This window comes from Bacillus stratosphericus (assembly GCF_020524495.1).
In the GTDB taxonomy this organism is placed as follows: domain Bacteria; phylum Bacillota; class Bacilli; order Bacillales; family Bacillaceae; genus Bacillus; species Bacillus stratosphericus_B.
The window spans coordinates 1-22,235 of sequence record NZ_JAIVLB010000004.1; the positions used below are offsets into that span (position 1 = coordinate 1).

Consider the following 22,235-nt stretch of genomic DNA (forward strand, 5'->3'; position numbering starts at 1 on the left):
TTATTATTATAACAACATTCGTATTCAAACAAAACTAAACAACCAATCACCGATAAACTATCGGCAATTGGCTGTATAAAGGTGTTTTGATCCCTGTCTCAAAAACGGGGGTCAGTCCCGAATCCCCGATATCTCTCGGGGTTTTTTCACGTTATTCTGGTCTTTTGAGCACAAATGACGTACCTAAATGGGCATAATCATTCCCTGCTAAGCGTGCAACTGGCTTTAATACGTCTGTTGAAATATATCCTTTTTCCGGATCATAGACAGACTCATCTAAATGCGCGCACACAACCCGACCAATGATATGATCGACCGTGATCTCACCTTCCTCATTTTGAAAGGTCAGATGTTTTTCCAACTGACATTCAAAGCGAATGCGTGCTTCCTTGATGCCTGGAACTGTAACAACACTGCTCTTTACTTGATGAAGGCAAGTTCGATCCAGCTCACTCTCTTCCTCTGGCAAAGTAGCAGCCGTTTCGTTTATATCCTCTATCAGCGCTTCATCACTCACATGAACAACAAACTCTCCTCTACCTGTAATATGCTTTGCTGTATCTTTCATCTCTCCTTGGCGTCGTCCGATGGAAACGGCGATGAGCGGAGGATCGCCACTGATGACATTGAAGAAACTAAAATGACAGCCTTAGAGCTAGAAGAAGAGATTGATTGCATTTTGCCAAGTAAGAATATATTTTATGCGATTCGTATTGATGGATCATTCAAAAAGGTTCAAACCCGCACAGTCGAAAAACAAGAAAAACCTTACGTTCCAATGGTGGAGGCAGTAAAGTCACAGCCCATTTTCGATTTCGATGATATTCAAGGGACCATCGCAGGTTTCCGTACACCTCAGTACGCACATGGCATTGCGGTGAGTGGATACCATCTTCACTTTATTGATGAGGATCGACGTGTCGGCAGGCACGTATTCGATTACACCGTTGATCAAGTCACCATCCGAATTTCCCAAAAAATGCATATGAATTTACACCTGCCAGATACGCAGGATTTCTTCCAAGCAGATATCGATCGAGCTGACCTTGCACAGCAAATAGCCAGTGCGGAAAGCAGTCCAGATAAATAAGCGAAGAACACCCCGGCGATCCCGGGGTGTTCAGCCTGTAGAAAAAAATAGGTTTCTCTACAAGCTGACCGATAACATCACCTGTTATCGGTTTTCTTTTACATATAAATAGGAGAGACAGGCCTGCGTCCAATAGAATGATATTCAATCCCTGCTTGTTCTGCTGCTTCAAGTGTATGGCAGTTTCGACCATCAAAAATAAGTGGCTGTTTCATCCATTCCTTATAGGCTGAGAGTGGGAAAGCCTGAACGTCAGCCCATTCTGTTAAAATACAGACCGCACTGGCATCCTGTATCGCTTCTTCAATGGTTTGAGCAAAAAAGACTTGATCAGGCAGTTCACTCGCTGCCTGACGAATTGCCACAGGATCATAGGCCACAAGCTCCGCACCTAATTGATGCAGCTCATGAGCGATCGGAATCGATGGCGCTTCTCTCATATCATCTGTATTAGGCTTAAAGGACAGGCCAAGAAGTGCGATTCGCTTCCCTTCCAGCTTTGTCCCCAGCCGCTCCTGAATACTTCGGATAAAGCTGGCTCGCTGCTCATTGTTTACTTTAATCACAGCCTTCAATAGTTCAAAATCATGGGACACATGCCCTGCGATTTTGACAAGTGCATTTGTATCTTTCGGAAAACAGGAACCCCCGTAGCCAATACCCGCTCTAAGAAAAGAAGAACCGATCCGATGATCAAGTCCCATCCCCTGTGCTACCTCTACAACATCAGCACCTGTTTTACCACAAATCGAGGCTATTTCATTCATAAAGCTAATTTTTGTCGCAAGAAATGCATTCGATGCGTATTTAATCATTTCTGCGCTTTTACGATCTGTTTTCACAATCGGAAGGTGAAAGTCAACATACATGTCCTCTAGCTGGTCTAATATATCCTTCGTTTCAGCCCCAATTACAAGCCGATCCGCTCTCAATGTATCTGAAATGGCAGACCCTTCTCGTAAAAACTCTGGATTAGATGCAATAGATAGCGGTTCATTTCGTCCTAATTCTTGATGAATAAAACGATCGATTTGATCACACGTTCCAACAGGCACTGTACTTTTCACCACAAGAACCGCACCTGACTTCGCTTTTCCCCCCATCTCTTTTGCAGCCTGAATCACATACTGCAAATCGGCTTGACCATCTGGCTGCTGCGGGGTACCGACGGCAATCATTAACACATCAGCCTGCGGATAGGCTGTCTCTCCATTGACGTGAAAATGAATACGTCCTTGCTCAAGATTCCGTTTCAGCAGTTCCTTTAACCCCGGCTCATACATCGTAGGATTCCCTTGCTTCAGCTGCATGACCTTTTGCCGGTCAATATCAATACACGTCACGTCATGTCCAGCCTCCGCTAAACACACCCCCGTGACGAGCCCGACATATCCACAGCCTGCAATCGCAATATTCATGACCCTATCAGCTCCCCATACGCCTTATGCTTGTAATGTCATCGTATGCTGGGAGTTTTCTTTCCATTCATAAAAGCAAACAAAAACCCCCTGCCACAACTAGCAGGGGATCACCTTTATGAAACAAGACCATTTCGAATATGAGCAATCAGATTTTCAAGCATTTCTTTTGTAGTGACATCATTTGAATTTTCTCCAATATCATGAGCGTACATCAAAATCTTTAAAAACTCTTCTTGATTTAAACCCTTATTATCCATGTCTGTATCCTTTCAATTCCACTAATTTCATTATTATATGCTGTATGGTTGGTTTATGCAATACTCTAATACATCATTCGACAGCTTTTGAAATTTATGACCATTTTCATGAAAAACTTTTTTATAAATCACCATTGAGCTATAATAAAAGAATTGGAATCTTTTACTTGGTTAGGAGCGGATCAAATGCTTCAGCACAACATCAACGAAGAAGAAATCAAACAAACAGCCGAACAGATCAAAGAACTTTTTCCTACGACAGATGAAAACAAACAACTGATCAAAAAAGCATTGATTACTTATAGACAGGACAGCGTATATCGACTCAAGCAAGAGTCTGATACGGAATGGTCAGCTTATGTACATGATGTCGTGGCAGCAAGAGTCCACCTTCATGTGCTGTTTCCAGTGAGAAGCATCTGCTCGTGCCCTGCGGATGGACTTTGCAAACATATTCTCGCTGTCTTCTTTTCGTTATACGCTCAAGTAGAGAGCGTGACCAACTTTACAGAGAATTGGTCAGAAAAGGATGAGTTACAACGCAGCAAAGAATTGATTCGACAGCACTTCCATGTGAAGCGCCCAGACGAACAATCACTCCAGAGCTGGCTAACTTTTTTCCAAGAGGAATTTAACCTCTGGCTGAAACAGGCGCCAAAGCATCAGCAAACACCACAGCATTTGTATTACGGCTATTTATCGATCCTGAAAAAACACGCACCTACTTCACCTGAATTCAAGAGCTTGTATGCGATCCATACGTCCATCGATGTGTGGCTAAGGCTCCATGAGCTCATCGAACTCGGCCGACTTGATGCCGAAAAGGACTTTTATGCCATGAATCCATATGTAGAACAGCTCATGAACACCATTTTTGATTCAGTGGATCATTTAAAGACATACGCCCTTTCCTTTTCCCTCGATCCGTTTCTTGAAAACACACCAACTGTCGTTCGGACACTTCTTCAAATCATCGGACCTTTTCAGCATGAACGGGTAGCGGTCTTTATGGAGATTTGGGGAACCATATTAAATAGAGGGAAATGGGTCAAAAAAGAAACAGACTTACTAAAGAACGCTCAGCAGCAAGAACAAACAGTTGAACGTGCCATCGGCCTGATGCACATGGATTATTTGCTCAAGGAAGACAAAAGACTCTTTCAGCAATTACGAATGCTCAATGTGAATATGCTACCAAATGTGCTCAATTGGCTAAAGGATCTCACAAACCGCAAGGACTGGAAGCGACTTAAGCTCTGGTACAATGAGATCTCCTATATATTAGAAGAATATTGTCAGTTGAACCTACCCTACAGAGAGCTGCGAGGAGCTGTCAGTGATTTCTTCTTTTATTTAGAAGCGTACTTTAAGCAGACGAAGGATCATTATTTATATGAACGCTATTGCCAAATCTGCATGCCCTATGCATTCACTGAATATAGTGAGCTTTTATATGCTCAGCAGCGATATACAGAATGGATTGAAATTCACAGCCTTTACGGCTTCTCCATCAGTGAATTGGAGAAAAAACTGATCCAACAAATTGCAAAGGAAGAGCCTGAAGCGCTCATTCCATCGTACCACCGTGAAATCTCACTGCTTCTCGATCAAAAAAACCGAAGTGCCTATCGAGAGTCTGTGAAAATGCTAAAAAAACTGCGGACGCTTTATCATAAAACGAAAAAAAATGCAATTTGGGAAAGATATGTAAAGCAACTGCAAGATTCAACAAAACGGCTGCGTGCGTTCCAAGAGGAAATGAAGAAAGGAAAATTGATTGATGACACGCCATAAACTAATTGTCATTCATGCAGAACAAACAGAAGATTACTCTTTCACCATTTCAGCGCAAGCAGAGGACGGACACCCTGTTCCGCTTAATGAAATGAAGAGACAGCTTTTCCAATGGCATGAATCATCTTTTTACGGAACGTTCTTAGAAGATGTGAGCTTTATTGGCACACCTGCCTTCCTATTAAGCCCTTGGATGACCGTTGAATTGCTAGGAAAAAATTCATTTAATACCTTTAGTCTTGTAACAATAACGGATGAAACCGAGGCCCTTATGAAAACAGCCTCTACCATATACGAATTCATTGAGGATAAAGATTTCGTTCCCGATTATGAGGCATGGACAGAAGGTGTGCTTCGGTTTAAAGACAAAGAAGGCATATTAGATGGCTATACAGCTGATTGGTTCTCCTTTGCCGTACAGGATTACATTCAATATGATGATGCCTTGCAGCACAAGTGGAACCAAATGACTGCACAATCGCCTGCCCTTTCATCCTTCCAGGGGCATTTTTTAGATGAGCAGGATTTCTTAGAGACGATTGGCTGGATCAATGATGAGACGCCTTTCACTGTCGGCTTGCGCTTAAATGAACCAGACTATGACGGGGATGATTGGAAAATCGAATTGTTTTTGCGCGATAAAAAAAACAACGACCTTCACTTTTTTGAAGGCATCCGTTCTTTAAAAAGATCCTGGCGTCCTTATCAAGAAAAAATTTTAAGAGAGCTAGAGCGATTCAGTCAAGTTGTCCCTTGGCTCTCTTTCACTTCTGGCACTACCCTCATGTCAGAAGAAGAAGCGTGGCTCTTCCTATCTGAAGCAAGTGAAACGCTTGTGAATATGGGTATTGAGATCCTGCTCCCATCGTGGTGGCAGATCGTAAAGGAAAGCAAGATGATGCTAAAAGCAAGGATTTCATCTACACCACAAGGGGAATCGTATGTCGGAATGGACGCCTTAATGGACTTTAATTGGCGCTTTGCCACAAATGGTATCGAGCTGACAGAAGTTGAGTTCAACGAGCTTGTCCAAAGTAAACGCCGCCTTGTCAACATTCGCGGACAATGGATAAAAATCGATCCGACCTTCATTCAGCAAATGAAAAAATGGATGGAGCGTGCCGAAAACGAAGGGCTTCACATGTCTGATATTTTGTCACGTGAACTGGCTGATCAAGAGGCGTCCTCTGAAGCGACTTCAGAACTTTTAGATCGTTCCACATTTGCTCATATACATTTTGAACTTTCATCTCAATTAAGAGGACTTGTCCATCAGTTAAATGATACACATGAGCTACCTTCCTACGAAATGAGTGAGTCCTTTAAAGGCACACTGCGTCCGTATCAGCAGCATGGTGTCAACTGGCTTCTGTTTTTAAGATCTCATGGGTTCGGGGCCTGTTTAGCAGATGATATGGGACTTGGGAAAACGATTCAAATGATCGCTTATTTCACCTATTTGAAGGAGCAGCAGCAAAACGCCTCTCCGTCTCTCATCATTGCGCCCACTTCTGTTTTAGGAAACTGGCAAAGAGAGCTTGTCACATTTGCACCACATTTGCGCATCGCACTACATTATGGACCATCACGTCCAAAAGGTGAGAACTTTACAAAAGCGTACGAGTCTACAGATATTGTCCTGACTTCGTACGGACTCGCACATTCTGACCGTGATGAATTAACATCAGCAAAGTGGAATACCATTTGTTTAGACGAAGCACAAAACATTAAGAATGCCCATACGAAACAATCGAGAGCGATCAGGCAATTAAAAGGACAGCATCACATTGCCCTCAGCGGCACACCGATGGAGAATCGCTTGACGGAGCTTTGGTCCATTTTCGATTTCATCAACAAAGGGTATCTCGGCAGCCTGACCAGCTTTCATAAAAAATTTGTCCTTCCGATTGAAAAAGATCGTGAAGAAAAAAGAATTGAACAGCTACAGCAGCTAATCAAACCATTCTTATTAAGACGAACAAAACAAGATGAAGAGGTCGCCCTGAACCTGCCTGAGAAACTAGAAGAAAAAGCATTCATCCCGTTATCCGCTGAGCAGGCGTCTTTATATGAACAGCTCGTCAAGGATACATTCGAACATATGGCTTCATTAACAGGTATGCAGCGTAAAGCCATCATCTTAAGTATGCTCGGCAGACTCAAACAGATTTGCGATCACCCTGCTCTCTATTTAAAGGAAAGCGGGACAGATGTGAAATTGCGGAAGCGTTCAATAAAAATGGATAAATTAGCAGAGCTGTTGAAAGCGATACATGAACAAGGAGAAAGCTGTCTCATCTTTACGCAGTATATTAAAATGGGCAACATGATCAAGCAGCTAGCGGAGAAGATGTTTGGAGAACCTGTTCAATTTTTAAATGGCAGCCTATCAAAACATGAGCGGGACAACATGGTGGAACGCTTCCAGAAGAAAGAATTCAATATCTTAATCCTTTCTTTAAAAGCAGGAGGAACAGGACTCAACTTAACCGCAGCAAATCATGTCATTCACTACGATAGATGGTGGAACCCAGCCGTAGAAAACCAAGCGACAGACCGTGCTTATCGTATCGGACAAAAGCGATTTGTTCACGTCCATAAGATGATCACAACTGGCACGATCGAGGAAAAAATCGATCAAATGCTTGAAACAAAACAAACATTAAATGATCAAATTATCCAAAGCGAGGGCTGGATTACAGAGCTATCGACGAACGAACTAGAAGATTTATTCACATTAAGTGCAGCAGCTCAATCATCTTAATCGCAACAAAAAGAGGACTTTTCTCAAGTTTGACGAAAAATCCTCTTTTTTAAATCATTGACATTAGCAGGTTGTTAAATTCGTTCCAAAACATTTGTCCAGATTTTTTGTAATTTTTAGTTGAACAGTGCCATCCTCTTTGTTCTCAATAGCTGTCTTAGTTTGTTTTAAAGCGATTTGCCCAGTTTTATCTCCTTGAAGGAAACGACAATTCTTCCCTAGTACTTCGGTTTCTTGATAGCTGTCATATCTAAAAAGCCCTTGTTCACATATATTAAAGGATTATCAGGTAAAGACTGGTCTCACCGTCAGGCCTACCTGAGTATAGTCTCAGGCTTCCTTGATTAAATGCAGATTTTTGGACCTATAAGATTCCAGCGCCACTCGTTAACTCTCCTTAATTTCCTTACAAGCGGGTAATATTCATGATTAAAAGAATGCGCTTCATCTGTGATTTATACAAATACATCGATTCATTTACTACAAAAGATGTTGAATCATATGCGCAACACCATGTTCATCATTTGTTAACGTGACGTGATCAGCTATTTCTTTTATATCCTTTCTCGCATTACCCATCGCAACTCCTATGCCAGCTACTTGAAGCATCGATTCGTCATTTAAACTGTCTCCTACAGCTGCTGTCTGGCTTAAAGGAATACCTAGCTTTTCTGACAGCCTTGTTAATGCCTGCCCTTTCGACGCATCTTTTGACCCGATCTCAAAGTTATGATCGGCCGAACTGACCAATGTTAAATCTGAATCTTGTCCGAACATATCCCACCCGGCCTTCAGTCTGTCTTGAAAGAAAGAGAAGCCTAAGATGTTGTATAACGAAAGCTTCTGATCCTCACGAAACAATTCTTCATATGTATCAATATAGGCAAAACCCGACTGGCTGTATTGAACTTCTGCCGCTTGCTTAAGAACACCTCTATCAGCTTCTGGATTTGCACTTTTTAAGCGGTCCATTTCGATAGCAAGAAGCTCTCTGCCACGATTCGGTGTAAAAATGGCCTCATTCGTAAAGACTTCATAGTAATAATCACGTTCCTCAAGCCAGGATAATATGTGTTTGCCCTTTTCTTCTTGTAAAGTAGCTGAATGGTACACTTGTCCAGTTGGATCATGAATCACAGCTCCATTGGCACTAATCACCCACGTATTCATACCAAGCTCATCAAAAATAGACTTCACATCAAAATACGCTCTTCCTGTTGAAACGACAACCTCAATTCCGCTCACTGTTGCTTCCTTTAATGCCTGCTCGTTTTCCTGACTCACTTTGTGTTCACTGTTCAATAAAGTACCGTCTAAATCCGTTGCGATTAATTGAATGTTTGTCATCGTTCTCTCCTTTTTTGTCTCCACTTTAACCTGACATTCCATTTATCAAATCCATCATCATTATGAAATGAGTATCCACTATTTGCAAGGGCTGATCGTCTTAATCAATAAAAAGGGTACCCGGCCACGAGACATGACCGGATACATATGGGGATTCGCAGGGGACACGTGACTTATACAAAGAAGAAACGGTTCTATTACGCAGTGTTTATGTGCATCAGGCAAAGTCTATCCGCTTTAGCTAGAGGGGGACTGACAGATGCTAGACCTTACCTTTTAATTCAAGGCTTGCCTCCTTTCCTTTCAACTACCCCTAGTCTACTTAGAAAAAACGCAGAAGACAAAACATGAAAATGACAAAATCGCCTTTCAAATTCTCTATTTACCCTTTAATTATTACTTTTTACCGCCTGAGGTTATCATTCTTTTCGACAATGTGTATTTTTCGCAGTTGATAGGGCTCCATAAAACATCTCCTTTCAATTTCAGTACAGCTAGTTCTGAGTAGGTAGCGGTTTCATTTATACAGATGTTGTATGCTATAATTGTACATACGAATAACGAACGCTTGTGAGGTGATAAATATGAAAACATTTAGGCTGATTGATATAAAAATTGAACTTGATCCTAAGCAAGATAAAATGTCCAGCATTCCCCTTCGTGACGGTTTAATCATTAATAAAGAAGACGGTGAAAATCACTGGATGATCGAGGCACTCCTTCCAAAGAAACATAGACAGGTGTTTGAGGTACTCTCTCAGCAGCATACAGAAGTGAAGATTCTTGTGACGATCACAAAAGAAAACAACCGCCCTGTTCATCTATCAGTCCAAGTCAAAAACATCGTTGCCTTAGAAGAAAACATTTCCGTGTTACTTGATGGTAAAATGATTACAAATCGTTACAGAACAGAAACCGAAGAAGTATTAAAAGACCTCGTCAAAGAGGGGCTTTCAGGAGAAAAACTGCTGGATGCTTTTAAACAAAACACATAAAAAAGAGCGGGGATAGCGCTCTTTTTCTATTGCACATCTTTTGATTGGCTTTGATTTTTTAATAGATCTCTAATTTCAGTTAATAAAACTTCTGTTTGATCTGGTGATTCTACAACCTCTTCTTCCTCTACCTTTTTCCGTTTCAGTTTATTCAAATAACGAATAAAGATAAAAATGGAAAATGAGATAATCAAGAAATCAACGACTGTTTGAATGAAATTCCCATATAAAATTTGAGCAGATCCAATTTTAATGGATAAACCGCTAAAATCATGCCCACCGATGATAATACCGACAAGAGGCATGATTAAATCATTCACAAGAGAAGTGACAATTTTGCCAAATGCTCCCCCAATGATTACACCTACAGCCAAATCGATCACATTCCCCTTGACTGCAAACTCTCTAAATTCTTTCAACATCCTTTATCACCTTCATCTTTTTTTGTCTAATATGACGTTTTTTGTAAAAAACGCAAGCCCTTATCCGTTCAGACTGAACTTTTCTATATAAAAAACGGTTCATGTAAGATGAACCGCCAGGCAAATCATGATACTTTAGGACCGATAGAAAATGTCAGTTCCGCTTCACACGCTACTTCACCATCCACTGTTGCTAACGCTTTTCCTTTTGCGACCGGACCGCGGAGACGTGTCACTTCAACCTCTAAACGAAGCTGATCGCCAGGCTTGACCTGTCTTTTGAATCGGCACCCGTCAATCCCTGCAAATAAACCAATTTTCCCTTTGTTTTCTTCTTTTCCTAGCATAATCACACCAAAAACCTGAGCTAGTGCTTCCACAATGAGCACACCCGGCATGACTGGGTATCCTGGAAAATGACCATTAAAGAATTCTTCATTGACTGTGACATTTTTAATCCCAACCGCTCTTTTCTCACCTTCAACCTCTACAATGCGGTCAACCAATAAAAAAGGGTAACGGTGTGGAATAATCTCTTGAATTTGCTGAGCATCAAGCATATCTTGATCTCTCCTTTTTTCTAAATCTCTAATCTTCATTTGATTCCAATAGAAGTATATTATGAATGTCGGCATTTTTCAATGCTCTGACAACATCAATGGTAAAAAATAGAATTTATTGTTACCTATTGTCATCAAATATAATCCACACTACACTCATTGTTATTTTACAAATATGGTAAAATATATTACATCATTGATTGAATAAGAGGGTAAAAATGAATTTTATAAGCGATAAATCCATTAGAAAACTTCTCCATTCGTGGTATACAATGCTGAAGAATCGACATTTTTCGAAGGCTGAAGATATCAAAACAACATTAACAAAACATAAACGAAAATTAGTAAAGAAACAGGAGCTTTACTTACATTATCAACTCATGTTATTTCGCCATCAGCTCTGGATGAATCAGGCAAAGGACTTAGCAAAGCTTAAACATGAACTGATGCTTCATAGAGATCAAATGAACGAAGAACTGCAATATTACTTTTACTTCTTTCTCGGACTATACGAATCTTTAAACAGCGATCAAAATGATGCCGTTCATTATATTGAAATGGCAGAAGAAAGACTGCCATTACTAAACGATGAGCTGGAGGAAGCAGAATTTCATTTTCGTACAAGTGGAATTTATTATAACAACCGCTACTCATTGTTATCGATTCGTCATGTTCAAAAAGCCATGGATATCTTTGCAAAGCACGGGGATGTCCATAGCATTTATCGCTGTAAAATTGTGCTTGCACTTAATTTTAGCGATCAAAAAAAATATGAGGAAGCAGAAGCTATTTTTATTGACATGATCGAATACGTAAAAATGATCGATGACCAAGAACTACTCGGTATTGTTTATTATGACGCTGGTTTTGTTCAATCGAGACAAAACCGTCATAAGGAAGCACTTGAATACTTTAAAAAATCGCTTCGTCTCCCAGCATACCGGAAGTCCACTTATTCCTATGTATCATGTCTTTACGAAACCGTGCGTTCCTGTTTCAAAGAAAATTTAACGGAAGAAGGAATGAAGTATATACAAAAAGGGCTAAAAGAAGCGGTTGCCTCTCAGTTTGATATATTAAGAATGAAGTTTCAAATTTTATTCCTTCTGTATAATCAAACGCCCAAGGCAGATGAGCAAATTGCCACGCTCGTCACATGTCTTGAACAAAAAGAAGCCTGGATTGATCTTGAGGATCTGCTTGCAGATGTCTCAGATTATTATAAAAAAAAGGGCGACTTTGAGCGAGCCGCCTTTTTCATCATGAGAGGCTGACACACACGCCGCCTGCTCATTATCTAATGGTATTAATCAATCCTAGCATCTGATCGCCCATCGTAATGGTTCTTGAGTTCAACTGATACGAGCGCTGTGTTGTCATGAGATCTGTTAATTCTTTAGACATGTCCACATTCGAGTTTTCAAGTGCACCTTGCTGAAGCTGAATGGCTTGGCGATTGCCCCCATTCAGTGCCGTTAATGCGTCTTGATAGTTACCGTCTACTGAGAATAAATTATCTCCTTCAGAGATAAGGGCTGAAGAATTATTGACTTGTACAACGCCTAGATTCACCTGCTGATTCCGTTGATTATCTCTAGAAATAGCCGTGAGTCGCCCATTTTTATCAATTGAAATATTACGGAAATTAGCATTTAAGACAATCGCATTTCCGTTTTCATCAAGAATCGGGTAGCCTTCACTTGTGACAAGCTGTACCTGATTACGGTTATGACCTGGCTGTAAATACAGCGAACCACTTCTTGTATAACGGATATTTCCACCGGCATTGACCTGTAAATACTGCGATGGTGTCCCAAACGCAACATCAAGATCACGCCCTGTTTCTTTGATAGAACCTTGCAATGAGTTAATGGATGCATTGACCATTGTACCTGTTCCAAGCCTTAATCCATCAGGTGTCAGACGACTGTTTGCCACCTGCTCATTTTTTTCATCTACCTGATTAAACTGCTGTCTGACCAGCTCTGAGAAACGGGTATTTTTCGCGCGATACCCTGTTGTTTCACTGTTGGCAATGTTGTTACTGATGATATCAAGCTGCTTTTGCACCTCGTTCATCGACACAGTTGCATTGATCATCGTTCTAAGCATAAGAATCCTCCTTTCCCTTTCATTTCTTTATTAATACACTCTTCCAATTTCATTCACTGCTTTTTCTAAGCTTTTATCATATGCCTGAACCACTTTTTGATTTGTTTCAAACGCACGATAGGCTGTTGTCATTTCTGTATATGATTTCGTGACATCCACGTTCGATAGCTCAGATACACCTTGGCTTAACGTATAGGACATTTGACCGTTATTTACTGCACTTGGCAGGGGTTGGTTATCAGCCGTGCGGTATAAATCATTTCCTTCACGCGCAAGGTTTCTTGTGTCCATTGCTACTCTCACATCGATTTGTCCGAGATTTTGTCCATTTTCACTCACAGTTCCATCTGCATTCACTTTGAAATTCTCACTCTGAACCGTAATCGGCTGTCCCGTCACTGAAAGAAGGGCACGGCCATTGATGGTCAACTGATTTTGTACATTTAATGTAATTGAACTACTTTTCGTATAACGAACGCCTTCTGGTGTATTGACTGCATAAAATAACGCTGATTTTTGATTTGTCTCTGGGTTGATTGGCACATTACTTTCTACTAATGCGATATCTGTTGTTTGATCTGTTGTTTTCAATGTTCCTTGTGTAAATTGAGGAATCAATTCCTGCATATATGTCCCCGTATTAATTCCACCAATCGGTGTTTGTTGTGGGACACTAAAGCCTTTGCCTGAGGATGTTTGGAAACGTCCTGATTCCATTCGGCTCAGCAGCATTTCTGGAAACGCCCGCATGGCCCCTTCATCAGCTTTATAACCTGGTGTATTCGCATTTGCGATATTATTTGAAAGCATTTCTGTCCGCCGCTCTTGAGCGATCATGGCAGATGTTGCGGTGTATAGTCCTTTTAACACGTGCTCACCTCATTATGATTCTTTCACATGACCTACCTAAAAACATTAATGAACAATCTTCTATGAAATATATCGGCATATTGGCAGGCTTCTTTAATAAAAATCCCTCATTCTTTCTCAAAAGAATGAGGGATTTCATTAGCTGAGTTTACGCTTTGGTAGCTTGTCCATGTTATCAAGCATCACGCCAGTACCAACTGCTACGCAGTCCATTGGGTTTTCAGCAACGAATACCGGTACTTTTAGCTCTTCTGCAAGCAAATGATCAAGCCCGTTTAGAAGAGCTCCACCACCTGTGATGATGACGCCACGATCGATGATATCAGCCGATAATTCAGGCGGTGTTCTCTCAAGCACTTGTTTTGCTGCCTGAACAATTGCAGATACAGATTCACGTAAGGCTTCTTCTACTTCTTTGCTTGTGACGGTAATCGTTCTTGGTAATCCCGTCACCATGTCTCGTCCACGAATCGAGATCTCTTCGTGACGTGCGTCTGGGAATACCGTTGCAACTTGGATCTTAATGTCCTCTGCCGTGCGCTCACCGATCAACAGCTTATACTCTTTTTTAATATAGTTTAGAATTTCCAGATCAAATTTGTCTCCAGCCATTTTAATAGAAGAGGCGGTTACAATGTCACCCATCGAGATGACAGCGATATCTGTCGTTCCGCCTCCAATATCTACGACCATGTTTCCACTTGGCTGAAAAATATCCATACCAGCACCAATTGCTGCTACTTTTGGCTCTTCTTCAAGAAATACATGCTTCCCCCCGCTTTTTTCAGCAGCTTCTTTGATCGCCTTCTGCTCAACAGATGTAATGTTTGTCGGGCAGCAGATGAGCATACGCGGCTTAGAGAACAGACCTTTCACATTTAATTTGTTAATAAAATGCTTGAGCATCGCTTCAGTTACTTCAAAATCAGCAATTACGCCATCTTTTAATGGACGAATCGCAACAATATTCCCAGGCGTACGTCCAACCATACGTCTAGCTTCTTCTCCAACAGCCAATACTTTCCCGCTGTTTTTGTCAAGAGCTACAACAGATGGTTCATTTAACACAATTCCTTTTCCTTTAACATGAATCAGCACATTTGCAGTACCAAGATCAATTCCAATATCCCTAGCAAACATCTATATATATCCTCCTTGAAAATCTGTTTCCATAGCAAATACCACATTCTTCCCTAATTATATATTCTATCATAATTTGCAGAAAAAAAGATGTTTCTTTACAAAAATCTTCACAAAATTTGTGGTTAGAAACTACCGATATGAGGAAGATATATATATCATGTTTATGAACAAAGAACTAAGCTTACTGTTTCACAGGCTCGCCTTCTAAAATTTCTTCTTTTTTATACTTCAACTTGGTGGCTTCTCCTCCTCGCAAGTGACGGATTGATTTATGATAATCCAGTATCTCCTTTACCTCATTAGCCAGATCTGGATTAATTTCTGGCAGTCTTTCTGTTAAATCCTTGTGTACAGTACTTTTAGAGACTCCAAATTCTTTCGCAATAACACGAACGGTTTTCTTTGTCTCCACGATATACTTTCCTATCTTGATTGTTCGCTCTTTGATGTAATCGTGCACACCACTCGACCTCCCTAAAATGGATGTGAGAAGTGTGAAATGAGATCCGTATGAAGATTATCCATTTTCAGCGGCGCTTGTTCGTCTTAATTTCTCATCCATTAGGTAGAAAATTCCAAACACGATCCCTCACCTCAAACACTCTCTTTGTCAGGTTTGTAACAGTGTATTAGCATTGCATAGGGAATATGCTAAAAATGAAGATGGACAAGGGATTTATCGGAAAAAGGCAAATGCGGTACAGACTTTTAAAATGATTATTTGATTGCAGGCATCTTTATCTTTAGCATGGGCGTTTTTTATTGGAACGAACGAAAACCGTAAGAAGCAAAAGCACAAAAGGTCTCAATGTCAGAATAGGATACTGTTTTAAACTTCATCGGAAACATGTTAAAATATAAGATATTTCAAATGAAACATTTAGGCTCGTTTGAAAAATAGTTGGCGTTTTAGCGAAAGTATAGGTGATGTTTTGAATTACGAATTGTTTAAAGTCATACATGGGATGGCTCATCATTCTGAGTTTTTAGATCAGGCCATGATTTTCATTACGAAAAAGGCTATTCTGGTGTATGCCCTTGTCTTATTGATTTGCTGGTTTTTAGGTAATCACAAATTAAAGAAGCATGTCTTCTTTTCCGGTGTAACAGGTATCGTGGCACTCATCGTCAATTTTGCCATTACACTGTTTTATTATGAAGAGCGGCCGTTTGTGGCACATAAAGTCGACACACTCATCCCGCACTCAGCTGACGCTTCCTTCCCAAGTGACCATACAACAGGAGCACTGGCTCTTTCATTAGCCATCAGATCCCGTAATAAAAAACTCGGCAATATGTTGCTCGTCTTTGGATTACTCACAGGGTTCTCCCGCATCTGGGTCGGTCACCATTATCCATTTGATGTCTTAGGAAGCTTGGTCGTATCAATTGTGGTTGTCTTTATCATGAATAAATTATGGAAGTTCTTTGATTCTCCAATTGATCGCATTGTGACGTTTTACGAGACCATTGTTGGGAAAATATTTAGAAGGAAGCAAAAGGATCAGGGCTCTGACCTATCCAACTCTTAAGCGACCTGTGATAAAGTGATGAAGAGTCTTCTTCCGCTTTATCCAGTCGCTTTTTTTATCGCCTGTCTTCCTCTAACCATACTTGAAAAATAAAGACTTACCCCAATGCCGATAAGAGAAATGATAATCAATGTCCAGCCTAATTGCTCAAAATGAGAACCAGCGATTTCCTCACCAAACAGCATTCCAAGCACGGCAGATGACAAAATAGAACCAAGGTACCGGCACGTTTGAAAAAGCCCAGAGGACGTACCAATCATTTGCTGAGGGCTTGCTTTTAGCATCGCAGCTTGAAGTGCAACATTACCAATTCCGTAACTGAGTCCTAGCACCGCAAGAACCACTCCTTTTCCCCATAATGGCGCAGGGAAAAAAAAGAATGTCATGGCAGAAGCACCTGTAAGCATCAACACATTGCTTGCTAAAATCGGATGACGTTCATCCCCTCCATCCACCCACTTCCCTGTCAGCGGTGACACAATAATGCTCACTCCAGACATACACAGCATAAAGAGCCCCGTCATTTCCACACGCCAACCCAACTCATCCTGAAAATAACTCGGCAAACCAAAAAAGAGACAATAGAAGAAAATATTTAAGATGATAAATTGAATATACACAAGTGACAACCGCTTATCCTTTCGAAACATCCGAATTTGAATAAACGGCTCATCCACCTGATATTCCCACCATATAAAAGCGCCTGCACTGATAAGAAAAAGAATACCTTGTACATACTGAATACCTTCAGCAAGTGATAATAAAAAGGAAAGCAACAGTACAATACAAGCTGTAAAAAGAAGCATTCCTGGTAAATCGAGCTTTCGTACAGCTTCGCCTATCCGCAGTTTTCTCTTCTTTTGCTCCTTAGGAAACAAGGCTAGGCAAAGAAAAAAACTGATGAGAATAAAAGGCAGATTCACTAAGAAGATAGCAGGCCATCCGCCAATAGTCATCAGAAACCCGCCAACCGTCGGACCAAGTGCGGTCATCGCTGAAGCAAAAATAGACAAAACCGCTAATGCCGAAGCCTGTCTTTCCTTGATATGATCCCAAATGAGTCCCACACCAGAAGGATAAATGGCACTACTTCCAATCGCCTGCAACAGCCGAATAACAATCAGCACCGCATAGGTCGGAGCAAATGGCGCACAAATAGCCGAGATGGCCACAAGAGATAGTCCAAATAAAAATAACGTTCTTCGGCTCAACAAATGATCCCCAATTCGACCACTGACCGGTTGCGTCACCGCACTTGCTAAATAAAAAGTAGAAATAAGCCAAGATACGGTCGTAAACGACAAACCAAAATCATGCTGAATTTGATGCAAGGCCAAAGAAATCATCGAAGAATTCAGTGGATTTAACATCGTTCCAAATGCGATAGCTGTTAAAAAGACTTTTCGGTTGCCTCTCCATTTGTTCATACGCCCGCCCCCTCTGTTAAATGGCATGTTTTTTGCCCATTCTTCCGTTATTATGAGATTCATTTCCATTTTATACCCTTAGCAATTCATGTTCTCGCTTGGAAAAGTAAGACATACATTTTAAAAAGGGTGAGTGTTGGAATAACACAAATATAATTGAGAATAAGAGGAAAAAATGGTAAGATACACACATATTGAAAAGACTACTTTCTCCTTATAGGAGGGTGGCTAAAAAGGAGGAGATGAATATTAATAAAAAAAGACGGTTTTGGGTCCCAGCCCTTTTCTCGGTTGCAGTATTACTTCTGTCTTCGTGTGGTTCAAATGAAACGAATGGGAACGGAGATAAACGTAATTCTACAGCGAAAGGGTCGCCGATTTTGGAGGATGGAAAATTTATTTTTGCAGCATCAGGTGAATTTCACCCATTCAGTTACATGGATGGAAATCAGATGTCCGGCTTTGATATCGATGTAGGAAATGCGATTAGTGACAAGCTCGGCCTAGAGCCTGTTCAGAAAAAATATAAGTTCGCAAGCATCGTCGAAGGCGTGAAAGCAGGGAAATTTGATGCCGCAGTTGCAAGTCATACCATCAATGAGGAACGAAAAAAACACGTCCTTTTTTCTAAGCCCTACTACTACTCCGGTCCGCAAATCTTCACAAGACCTGGAGCAGACATTCACAGTGCAAATGACTTAAAAGACAAAGAAATCGCTGTATCAAAAGGCTCTTCCTACGCTGATATTACAAAGGAACATAGCGGGCAGGAACCAAAATATTATGACAGTGATGTTGTCGCTTTAGAAGCACTAGCCAACGGCAAACACGATGCGGTCGTCACTGATTTTGCCACAGGTGCAGAAGCCATGAAGAAAAAATTAGAAATTGAAGCGCAGCAAAGGCTCGGACAAAGTGAGCAAGCAATTGCTGTGTCAAAAAAAAATAAAGAGCTTTTAGAAGAGATCAACGATGCGATTGATGCACTAAAAAAAGACGGAACATTAAGACAAATTAGCGGAAAGTACTTTGACGAAGATATTACCGTCAAACAAGATTAAAACCAAGATTTTGCGCCCTTTTAGGCGCACTTTCTTCAAATGGAGCTGATTGTTTTGCCTAGCCTATCACACTTTTTTCAAACGCTTCTTGATTCTAGAGGCGTTTTCCTAGAAGGGATGCTGCTGACCTTACAACTGACTGTGATCAGCATCTTCATCGGTATGTTCATTGGGCTCTTCTTTGCTTTGCTGAAAATATCCCGCGTAGCGATTTTCGGTTATATCGCCAATGCCTATATCTTTCTTGTCCGGGGGACACCACTCATTGTTCAAATTTTCATCTTATATTTTGGACTCACGGAATTAAACATACCCGACTTCTGGGCTGCTTCCATAGCGCTTGCCTTTCATAACGGTGCCTATATAGCAGAAATATTCAGAGGCGCTATCCAATCGATCGACCAAGGTCAAAAAGAAGCAGGACGTTCTCTTGGCATGGGCCGTATGTTAACGATGAGACGCATCATTCTCCCGCAAGCGATGCGGCGCGCCCTTCCCCCCCTTGGTAATCAATTTATTATAGGCTTAAAAGACTCATCCCTTGCCGCTTTTATTAGCGTCAATGAACTATTTAACGTGGCCACCACTCAAGGCTCCAACAGCTTTGACAATATGACGTATTTACTCGTTGTGGCCGTTTATTACTTAGTTCTTGTCCTGCTATTAACATTCGTTGTCCAAACCTTTGAGAAGAAACTTTCAGTCAGTGATCATTAGGAGGAGAAGCATGACAGAATCAAAGGAAATCATTCGTGTTGAAAAACTCAATAAACACTTTGGGAATTTACATGTCTTAAAGGATATTGATCTCACCGTATATGAAAATGATGTGGTCGTCTTAATTGGTGCAAGCGGATCTGGGAAAAGCACCTTGCTCCGATGTATGAACTTTTTAGAAATAAAAAATGACGGTCATATCATCATCGATGGCAGTCCAGTTCATCCAAAGCGGAATCAATTAAACGAAATGAGGCAAAGAATAGGCATGGTGTTTCAGCATTTTAATCTCTTCCCGCACAAAACCGTGCTCGAAAACATCATTGAAGCACCTGTGATGGTGAAGAAAACAAAGAAAGCACAGGCCATCGCTGAAGCCAAAGTATTATTAGAAAAAGTCGGGCTTGCTGATAAAGCCAAAGTGTACCCTTCTAAACTTTCGGGTGGACAAAAACAGCGTGTTGCCATCGCACGATCTCTCGCAATGAAGCCTGATGTTATGTTATTTGACGAGCCTACGTCTGCCCTTGATCCAGAGCTTGTAGGCGAGGTGCTCCAAACCATGAAAAGCCTCGCAAAAGAAGGCATGACAATGGTCATTGTCACACATGAAATGGGCTTTGCTAAAGAAGTAGCTGACCGTATCGTATATATGCACGAAGGGCGTATTGTGGAAGAAGGCATCCCATCGGAATTGTTCGATTCTCCTCAGGAGGAGCGAACCAAACTGTTTCTCAGCTCGATTTTATAGGTCAAACGCCCTTTATTTTTAGTGATCCTCATTTATATTGTCGTCTGGATTGTGTTTGGCTATTCTCTGGCTTTTTCGCCAGGAAATAAATGGTTGAAAGATCGAAATCGTCTTGAGAAAAGTACCTGTCGAACCGCTGAAACAGCTCAGAAGGTACTTAAACAGGCGAACCAGGGGGGAAAATGTTTATATAAGAAATAGAAAATACAATTCACATCCGGACAGGTGAAAAGGGACCTGCCGCCTTATAGTACATCCTCCGCCATATGGCGGAGGATCTTTTTAAGACAGAAAAAAACCTCTGCGTACACATATACACAGAGGATCTTCCAGGACATTAAGATTGTTTTGTTTCTTCTGACTGACTGCTGTCTTTAGAGGAGTCTGAAGACTTTTCTTGATCAGAGGATTTCCCCTTCTCATCAGACTTTTCTTCAGATTTTTCTCCAGCCGGCTCTTTGGCCTTATCTTCAGCAGCAGGTTCCTTCGTTTTGTCATTAGCTTTTGGCTGAGCAGGTTCTTTCGCTTCTTCCGTTACTTCTTGTGCTGCTTTTTCAATAGTAGAAACAGGCTTATCAATGAAGCTTAGTGGATTTAGCGCTAAACCTTCCATACGAATTTGGAAATGAACGTGGTTTCCGCTTTCTGTACCATACAGATTTTTACCAGAAGCACCGATGACATCATTCTGCTTCACTTCATCGCCTTCTTTTACATTTACTTTAGACAACGATTGATAAACAGTCGACAATCCATCTTCATGTTCAATTTCAACGACATGACCGAGAACTGGATCTTTTTTGGCTTGAACCACCGTTCCACTAAGAGCAGCTGTGACATCAAACACTTTGCCATCTTTATCTGCAAGATCAATACCTTTGCTTAAGGTATAGGTGTTATTATAGTTTACAAGTGCTGCTTCTTTCTCTTTTTGATCAGCATCTGCTTCATAGAACTTTTTCACGACAGAAACATTATCCGAATTCTGGACCGGCATTGCAACATTTTCAATTGGCTTTCCAACTTCAACGGCATCATCACGCTGTTCTTGTCCTATTTGATTTCCATTAGATAGTTGGTCTTTCACATCTTTTGATACAGCTTGATACCAAAGAACTGCTGTTAATACGACCGCTGCGCTGACCAAGTAAATAGCAGGGAATACCCAGCGCTTACGGAAAAATTGCTGAACTTTTGTGATTTTGGAAGTACGTTTCTTTTCTTCCTCTCTCATTTTTCATCACCTCAGCAACATTCTGAACACTTTGCAGAAAATATATACACACAAAATCATTTTTTTCTTTTTATTTTGCGCAATCTCCTCAATAATATGTATGATGTGAAAAAAAGATGGGGGACTATATTATGAAAACTTTCAACCGCATTGCAACAGAAGATGACCTTAAAGCGATCGTCGATATTTACAATACAACGATTGCTTCAAGAGAAGTGACAGCCGATACTGAACCTGTTACAGTTGAAGACCGCCGTCAGTGGTTTTTGAATCATTCAGAGAAAAGGCCTCTCTATGTAAAAACAGATGAGAAAGGCAATATCTACGGTTGGCTCAGCTTTGAAACGTTTTACGGAAGACCTGCATACAATGGAACCGTTGAAATGAGCATTTACTTGAATCAAGACTATCGAGGAAAAGGCTTAGGCTCGCTCTTCTTACAGGAGGCGATCGAATTGGCTCCCTCATTAGGCATCCGAACATTGCTTGCCTTTATTTTCGACCACAACGAAGCCAGCATTCGACTATTTAAAAAGCACGGATTTGAGACCTGGGGACACTTACCACGCATCGCAGAAATGGACGGCAATAGGTACGATTTAGATATCCTAGGAAAAGAATTATAAACGAGCGTCCCCTTAAAGAAAGATAGGCTTCAGATTGCTGACAAAGGGCTAAAATGATATTTATTTTAGTCCTTTGTCTTATTTTCAGCGTAATTGAAAATCTTTGAAGACC

The 22,235-nt window shown here is 40.9% G+C and carries 20 protein-coding genes and 3 pseudogenes; 11 read left to right on the plus strand and 12 right to left on the minus strand.

Features of this window, described 5'->3' with window-relative positions; genetic code table 11:
* Nucleotides 1-79, plus strand: a 79-nt coding sequence (locus LC033_RS17135) for an IS3 family transposase (RefSeq protein WP_326849188.1), incomplete at its 5' end; no start/stop codon positions are given.
* Between the two features lie 72 nt (nt 80-151).
* On the opposite strand, the pseudogene LC033_RS02310 reads toward LC033_RS17135, so the two are convergent.
* A pseudogene (locus tag LC033_RS02310) lies at nt 152-640 on the minus strand (flavin reductase family protein); the annotation flags it as partial.
* 15 nt (nt 641-655) lie between these two features.
* Here LC033_RS02310 and budA point away from each other — a divergent pair.
* Nucleotides 656-1,090 (plus strand): annotated as a pseudogene (gene budA, locus LC033_RS02315) (acetolactate decarboxylase); the annotation flags it as partial.
* A gap of 98 nt (nt 1,091-1,188) precedes the next feature.
* Here budA and LC033_RS02320 read toward each other — a convergent pair.
* Both LC033_RS02320 and LC033_RS02325 read right to left on the minus strand, forming a co-directional pair.
* On the minus strand, nt 1,189-2,508 hold the full coding sequence (locus tag LC033_RS02320; protein ID WP_226566668.1) for a UDP-glucose dehydrogenase family protein: 1,320 nt from the start codon (nt 2,506-2,508) through the stop codon (nt 1,189-1,191).
* A 116-nt stretch (nt 2,509-2,624) separates the two neighbouring features.
* Nucleotides 2,625-2,768 (minus strand): YwzD family small protein, encoded by a 144-nt coding sequence (locus LC033_RS02325; RefSeq protein ID WP_003214884.1) that lies wholly within the window; start codon nt 2,766-2,768, stop codon nt 2,625-2,627.
* Between the two features lie 186 nt (nt 2,769-2,954).
* On the opposite strand from LC033_RS02325, the gene LC033_RS02330 reads away from it, so the two are divergent.
* Together LC033_RS02330 and LC033_RS02335 are read left to right on the plus strand one after the other, a co-directional pair.
* Nucleotides 2,955-4,562 (plus strand): SWIM zinc finger family protein, encoded by a 1,608-nt coding sequence (locus tag LC033_RS02330; protein ID WP_226566669.1) that lies wholly within the window; start codon nt 2,955-2,957, stop codon nt 4,560-4,562.
* Nucleotides 4,549-7,326: a DEAD/DEAH box helicase gene (locus LC033_RS02335; RefSeq protein WP_226566670.1), complete on the plus strand. Its 2,778-nt coding sequence runs from the start codon at nt 4,549-4,551 to the stop codon at nt 7,324-7,326. The genes LC033_RS02330 and LC033_RS02335 overlap by 14 nt, the downstream gene beginning before the upstream one ends.
* Nucleotides 7,327-7,806: 480 nt before the next feature.
* On the opposite strand, the gene LC033_RS02340 is transcribed toward LC033_RS02335, so the two are convergent.
* Nucleotides 7,807-8,664: a Cof-type HAD-IIB family hydrolase gene (locus LC033_RS02340; protein WP_226566764.1), complete on the minus strand. Its 858-nt coding sequence runs from the start codon at nt 8,662-8,664 to the stop codon at nt 7,807-7,809.
* A gap of 593 nt (nt 8,665-9,257) precedes the next feature.
* Between LC033_RS02340 and LC033_RS02345 the strand changes: the two genes are divergently transcribed.
* Entirely contained in the window at nt 9,258-9,668 is a 411-nt protein-coding gene (locus tag LC033_RS02345; RefSeq protein WP_226566671.1) for a YwpF-like family protein, read from the plus strand.
* 26 nt (nt 9,669-9,694) lie between these two features.
* Here the strand turns inward: LC033_RS02345 and mscL are convergent, their stop codons facing one another.
* Nucleotides 9,695-10,090, minus strand: a complete 396-nt coding sequence (gene mscL / locus LC033_RS02350) for a large conductance mechanosensitive channel protein MscL (RefSeq protein ID WP_226566672.1) — start codon at nt 10,088-10,090, stop codon at nt 9,695-9,697.
* A gap of 125 nt (nt 10,091-10,215) precedes the next feature.
* Nucleotides 10,216-10,650 (minus strand): 3-hydroxyacyl-ACP dehydratase FabZ, encoded by a 435-nt coding sequence (gene fabZ / locus LC033_RS02355; RefSeq protein WP_226566765.1) that lies wholly within the window; start codon nt 10,648-10,650, stop codon nt 10,216-10,218.
* 218 nt (nt 10,651-10,868) lie between these two features.
* On the opposite strand from fabZ, the gene LC033_RS02360 reads away from it, so the two are divergent.
* Nucleotides 10,869-11,924, plus strand: a complete 1,056-nt coding sequence (locus LC033_RS02360) for a tetratricopeptide repeat protein (RefSeq protein ID WP_226566673.1) — start codon at nt 10,869-10,871, stop codon at nt 11,922-11,924.
* 19 nt (nt 11,925-11,943) lie between these two features.
* On the opposite strand, the gene LC033_RS02365 is transcribed toward LC033_RS02360, so the two are convergent.
* From LC033_RS02365 to spoIIID, 4 genes are all read right to left on the minus strand, one after another.
* Nucleotides 11,944-12,762 (minus strand): flagellar hook-basal body protein, encoded by an 819-nt coding sequence (locus tag LC033_RS02365; RefSeq protein WP_226566674.1) that lies wholly within the window; start codon nt 12,760-12,762, stop codon nt 11,944-11,946.
* 30 nt (nt 12,763-12,792) lie between these two features.
* The gene (locus LC033_RS02370) at nt 12,793-13,632 is read right to left on the minus strand and encodes a flagellar hook-basal body protein (protein WP_226566675.1); all 840 of its coding nucleotides are present in this window, start codon (nt 13,630-13,632) and stop codon (nt 12,793-12,795) included.
* A 138-nt stretch (nt 13,633-13,770) separates the two neighbouring features.
* A complete protein-coding gene (gene mbl, locus LC033_RS02375; RefSeq protein WP_226566676.1) occupies nt 13,771-14,772 on the minus strand; it encodes a cell shape-determining protein Mbl in 1,002 nt (333 codons plus the stop codon).
* Nucleotides 14,773-14,956: 184 nt separating this feature from the next.
* Nucleotides 14,957-15,235, minus strand: a complete 279-nt coding sequence (spoIIID, locus tag LC033_RS02380; RefSeq protein ID WP_008343327.1) for a sporulation transcriptional regulator SpoIIID — start codon at nt 15,233-15,235, stop codon at nt 14,957-14,959.
* Nucleotides 15,236-15,707: 472 nt separating this feature from the next.
* Between spoIIID and LC033_RS02385 the strand changes: the two genes are divergently transcribed.
* Nucleotides 15,708-16,307, plus strand: a complete 600-nt coding sequence (locus LC033_RS02385; protein ID WP_226566677.1) for an undecaprenyl-diphosphatase — start codon at nt 15,708-15,710, stop codon at nt 16,305-16,307.
* A gap of 38 nt (nt 16,308-16,345) precedes the next feature.
* Here the strand turns inward: LC033_RS02385 and LC033_RS02390 are convergent, their stop codons facing one another.
* Entirely contained in the window at nt 16,346-17,734 is a 1,389-nt protein-coding gene (locus LC033_RS02390; RefSeq protein WP_226566678.1) for an MFS transporter, read from the minus strand.
* A gap of 216 nt (nt 17,735-17,950) precedes the next feature.
* Here LC033_RS02390 and LC033_RS02395 point away from each other — a divergent pair.
* The 3 genes and pseudogenes from LC033_RS02395 to LC033_RS02405 form a co-directional block, all read left to right on the plus strand.
* Nucleotides 17,951-18,795 (plus strand): annotated as a pseudogene (locus LC033_RS02395) (transporter substrate-binding domain-containing protein); the annotation flags it as partial.
* Between the two features lie 39 nt (nt 18,796-18,834).
* On the plus strand, nt 18,835-19,512 hold the full coding sequence (locus LC033_RS02400) for an amino acid ABC transporter permease (protein ID WP_226566679.1): 678 nt from the start codon (nt 18,835-18,837) through the stop codon (nt 19,510-19,512).
* Between the two features lie 10 nt (nt 19,513-19,522).
* The gene (locus tag LC033_RS02405) at nt 19,523-20,263 is read left to right on the plus strand and encodes an amino acid ABC transporter ATP-binding protein (RefSeq protein WP_264188605.1); all 741 of its coding nucleotides are present in this window, start codon (nt 19,523-19,525) and stop codon (nt 20,261-20,263) included.
* Between the two features lie 337 nt (nt 20,264-20,600).
* Here the strand turns inward: LC033_RS02405 and spoIIQ are convergent, their stop codons facing one another.
* Entirely contained in the window at nt 20,601-21,497 is an 897-nt protein-coding gene (gene spoIIQ, locus LC033_RS02410; RefSeq protein ID WP_226566680.1) for a stage II sporulation protein SpoIIQ, read from the minus strand.
* Nucleotides 21,498-21,628: 131 nt separating this feature from the next.
* Here spoIIQ and LC033_RS02415 point away from each other — a divergent pair, with 131 nt between their 5' ends.
* Complete coding sequence (locus LC033_RS02415; RefSeq protein WP_226566681.1) at nt 21,629-22,123, plus strand: GNAT family N-acetyltransferase; 495 nt, start codon at nt 21,629-21,631, stop codon at nt 22,121-22,123.
* Nucleotides 22,124-22,235 lie beyond the last annotated feature (112 nt).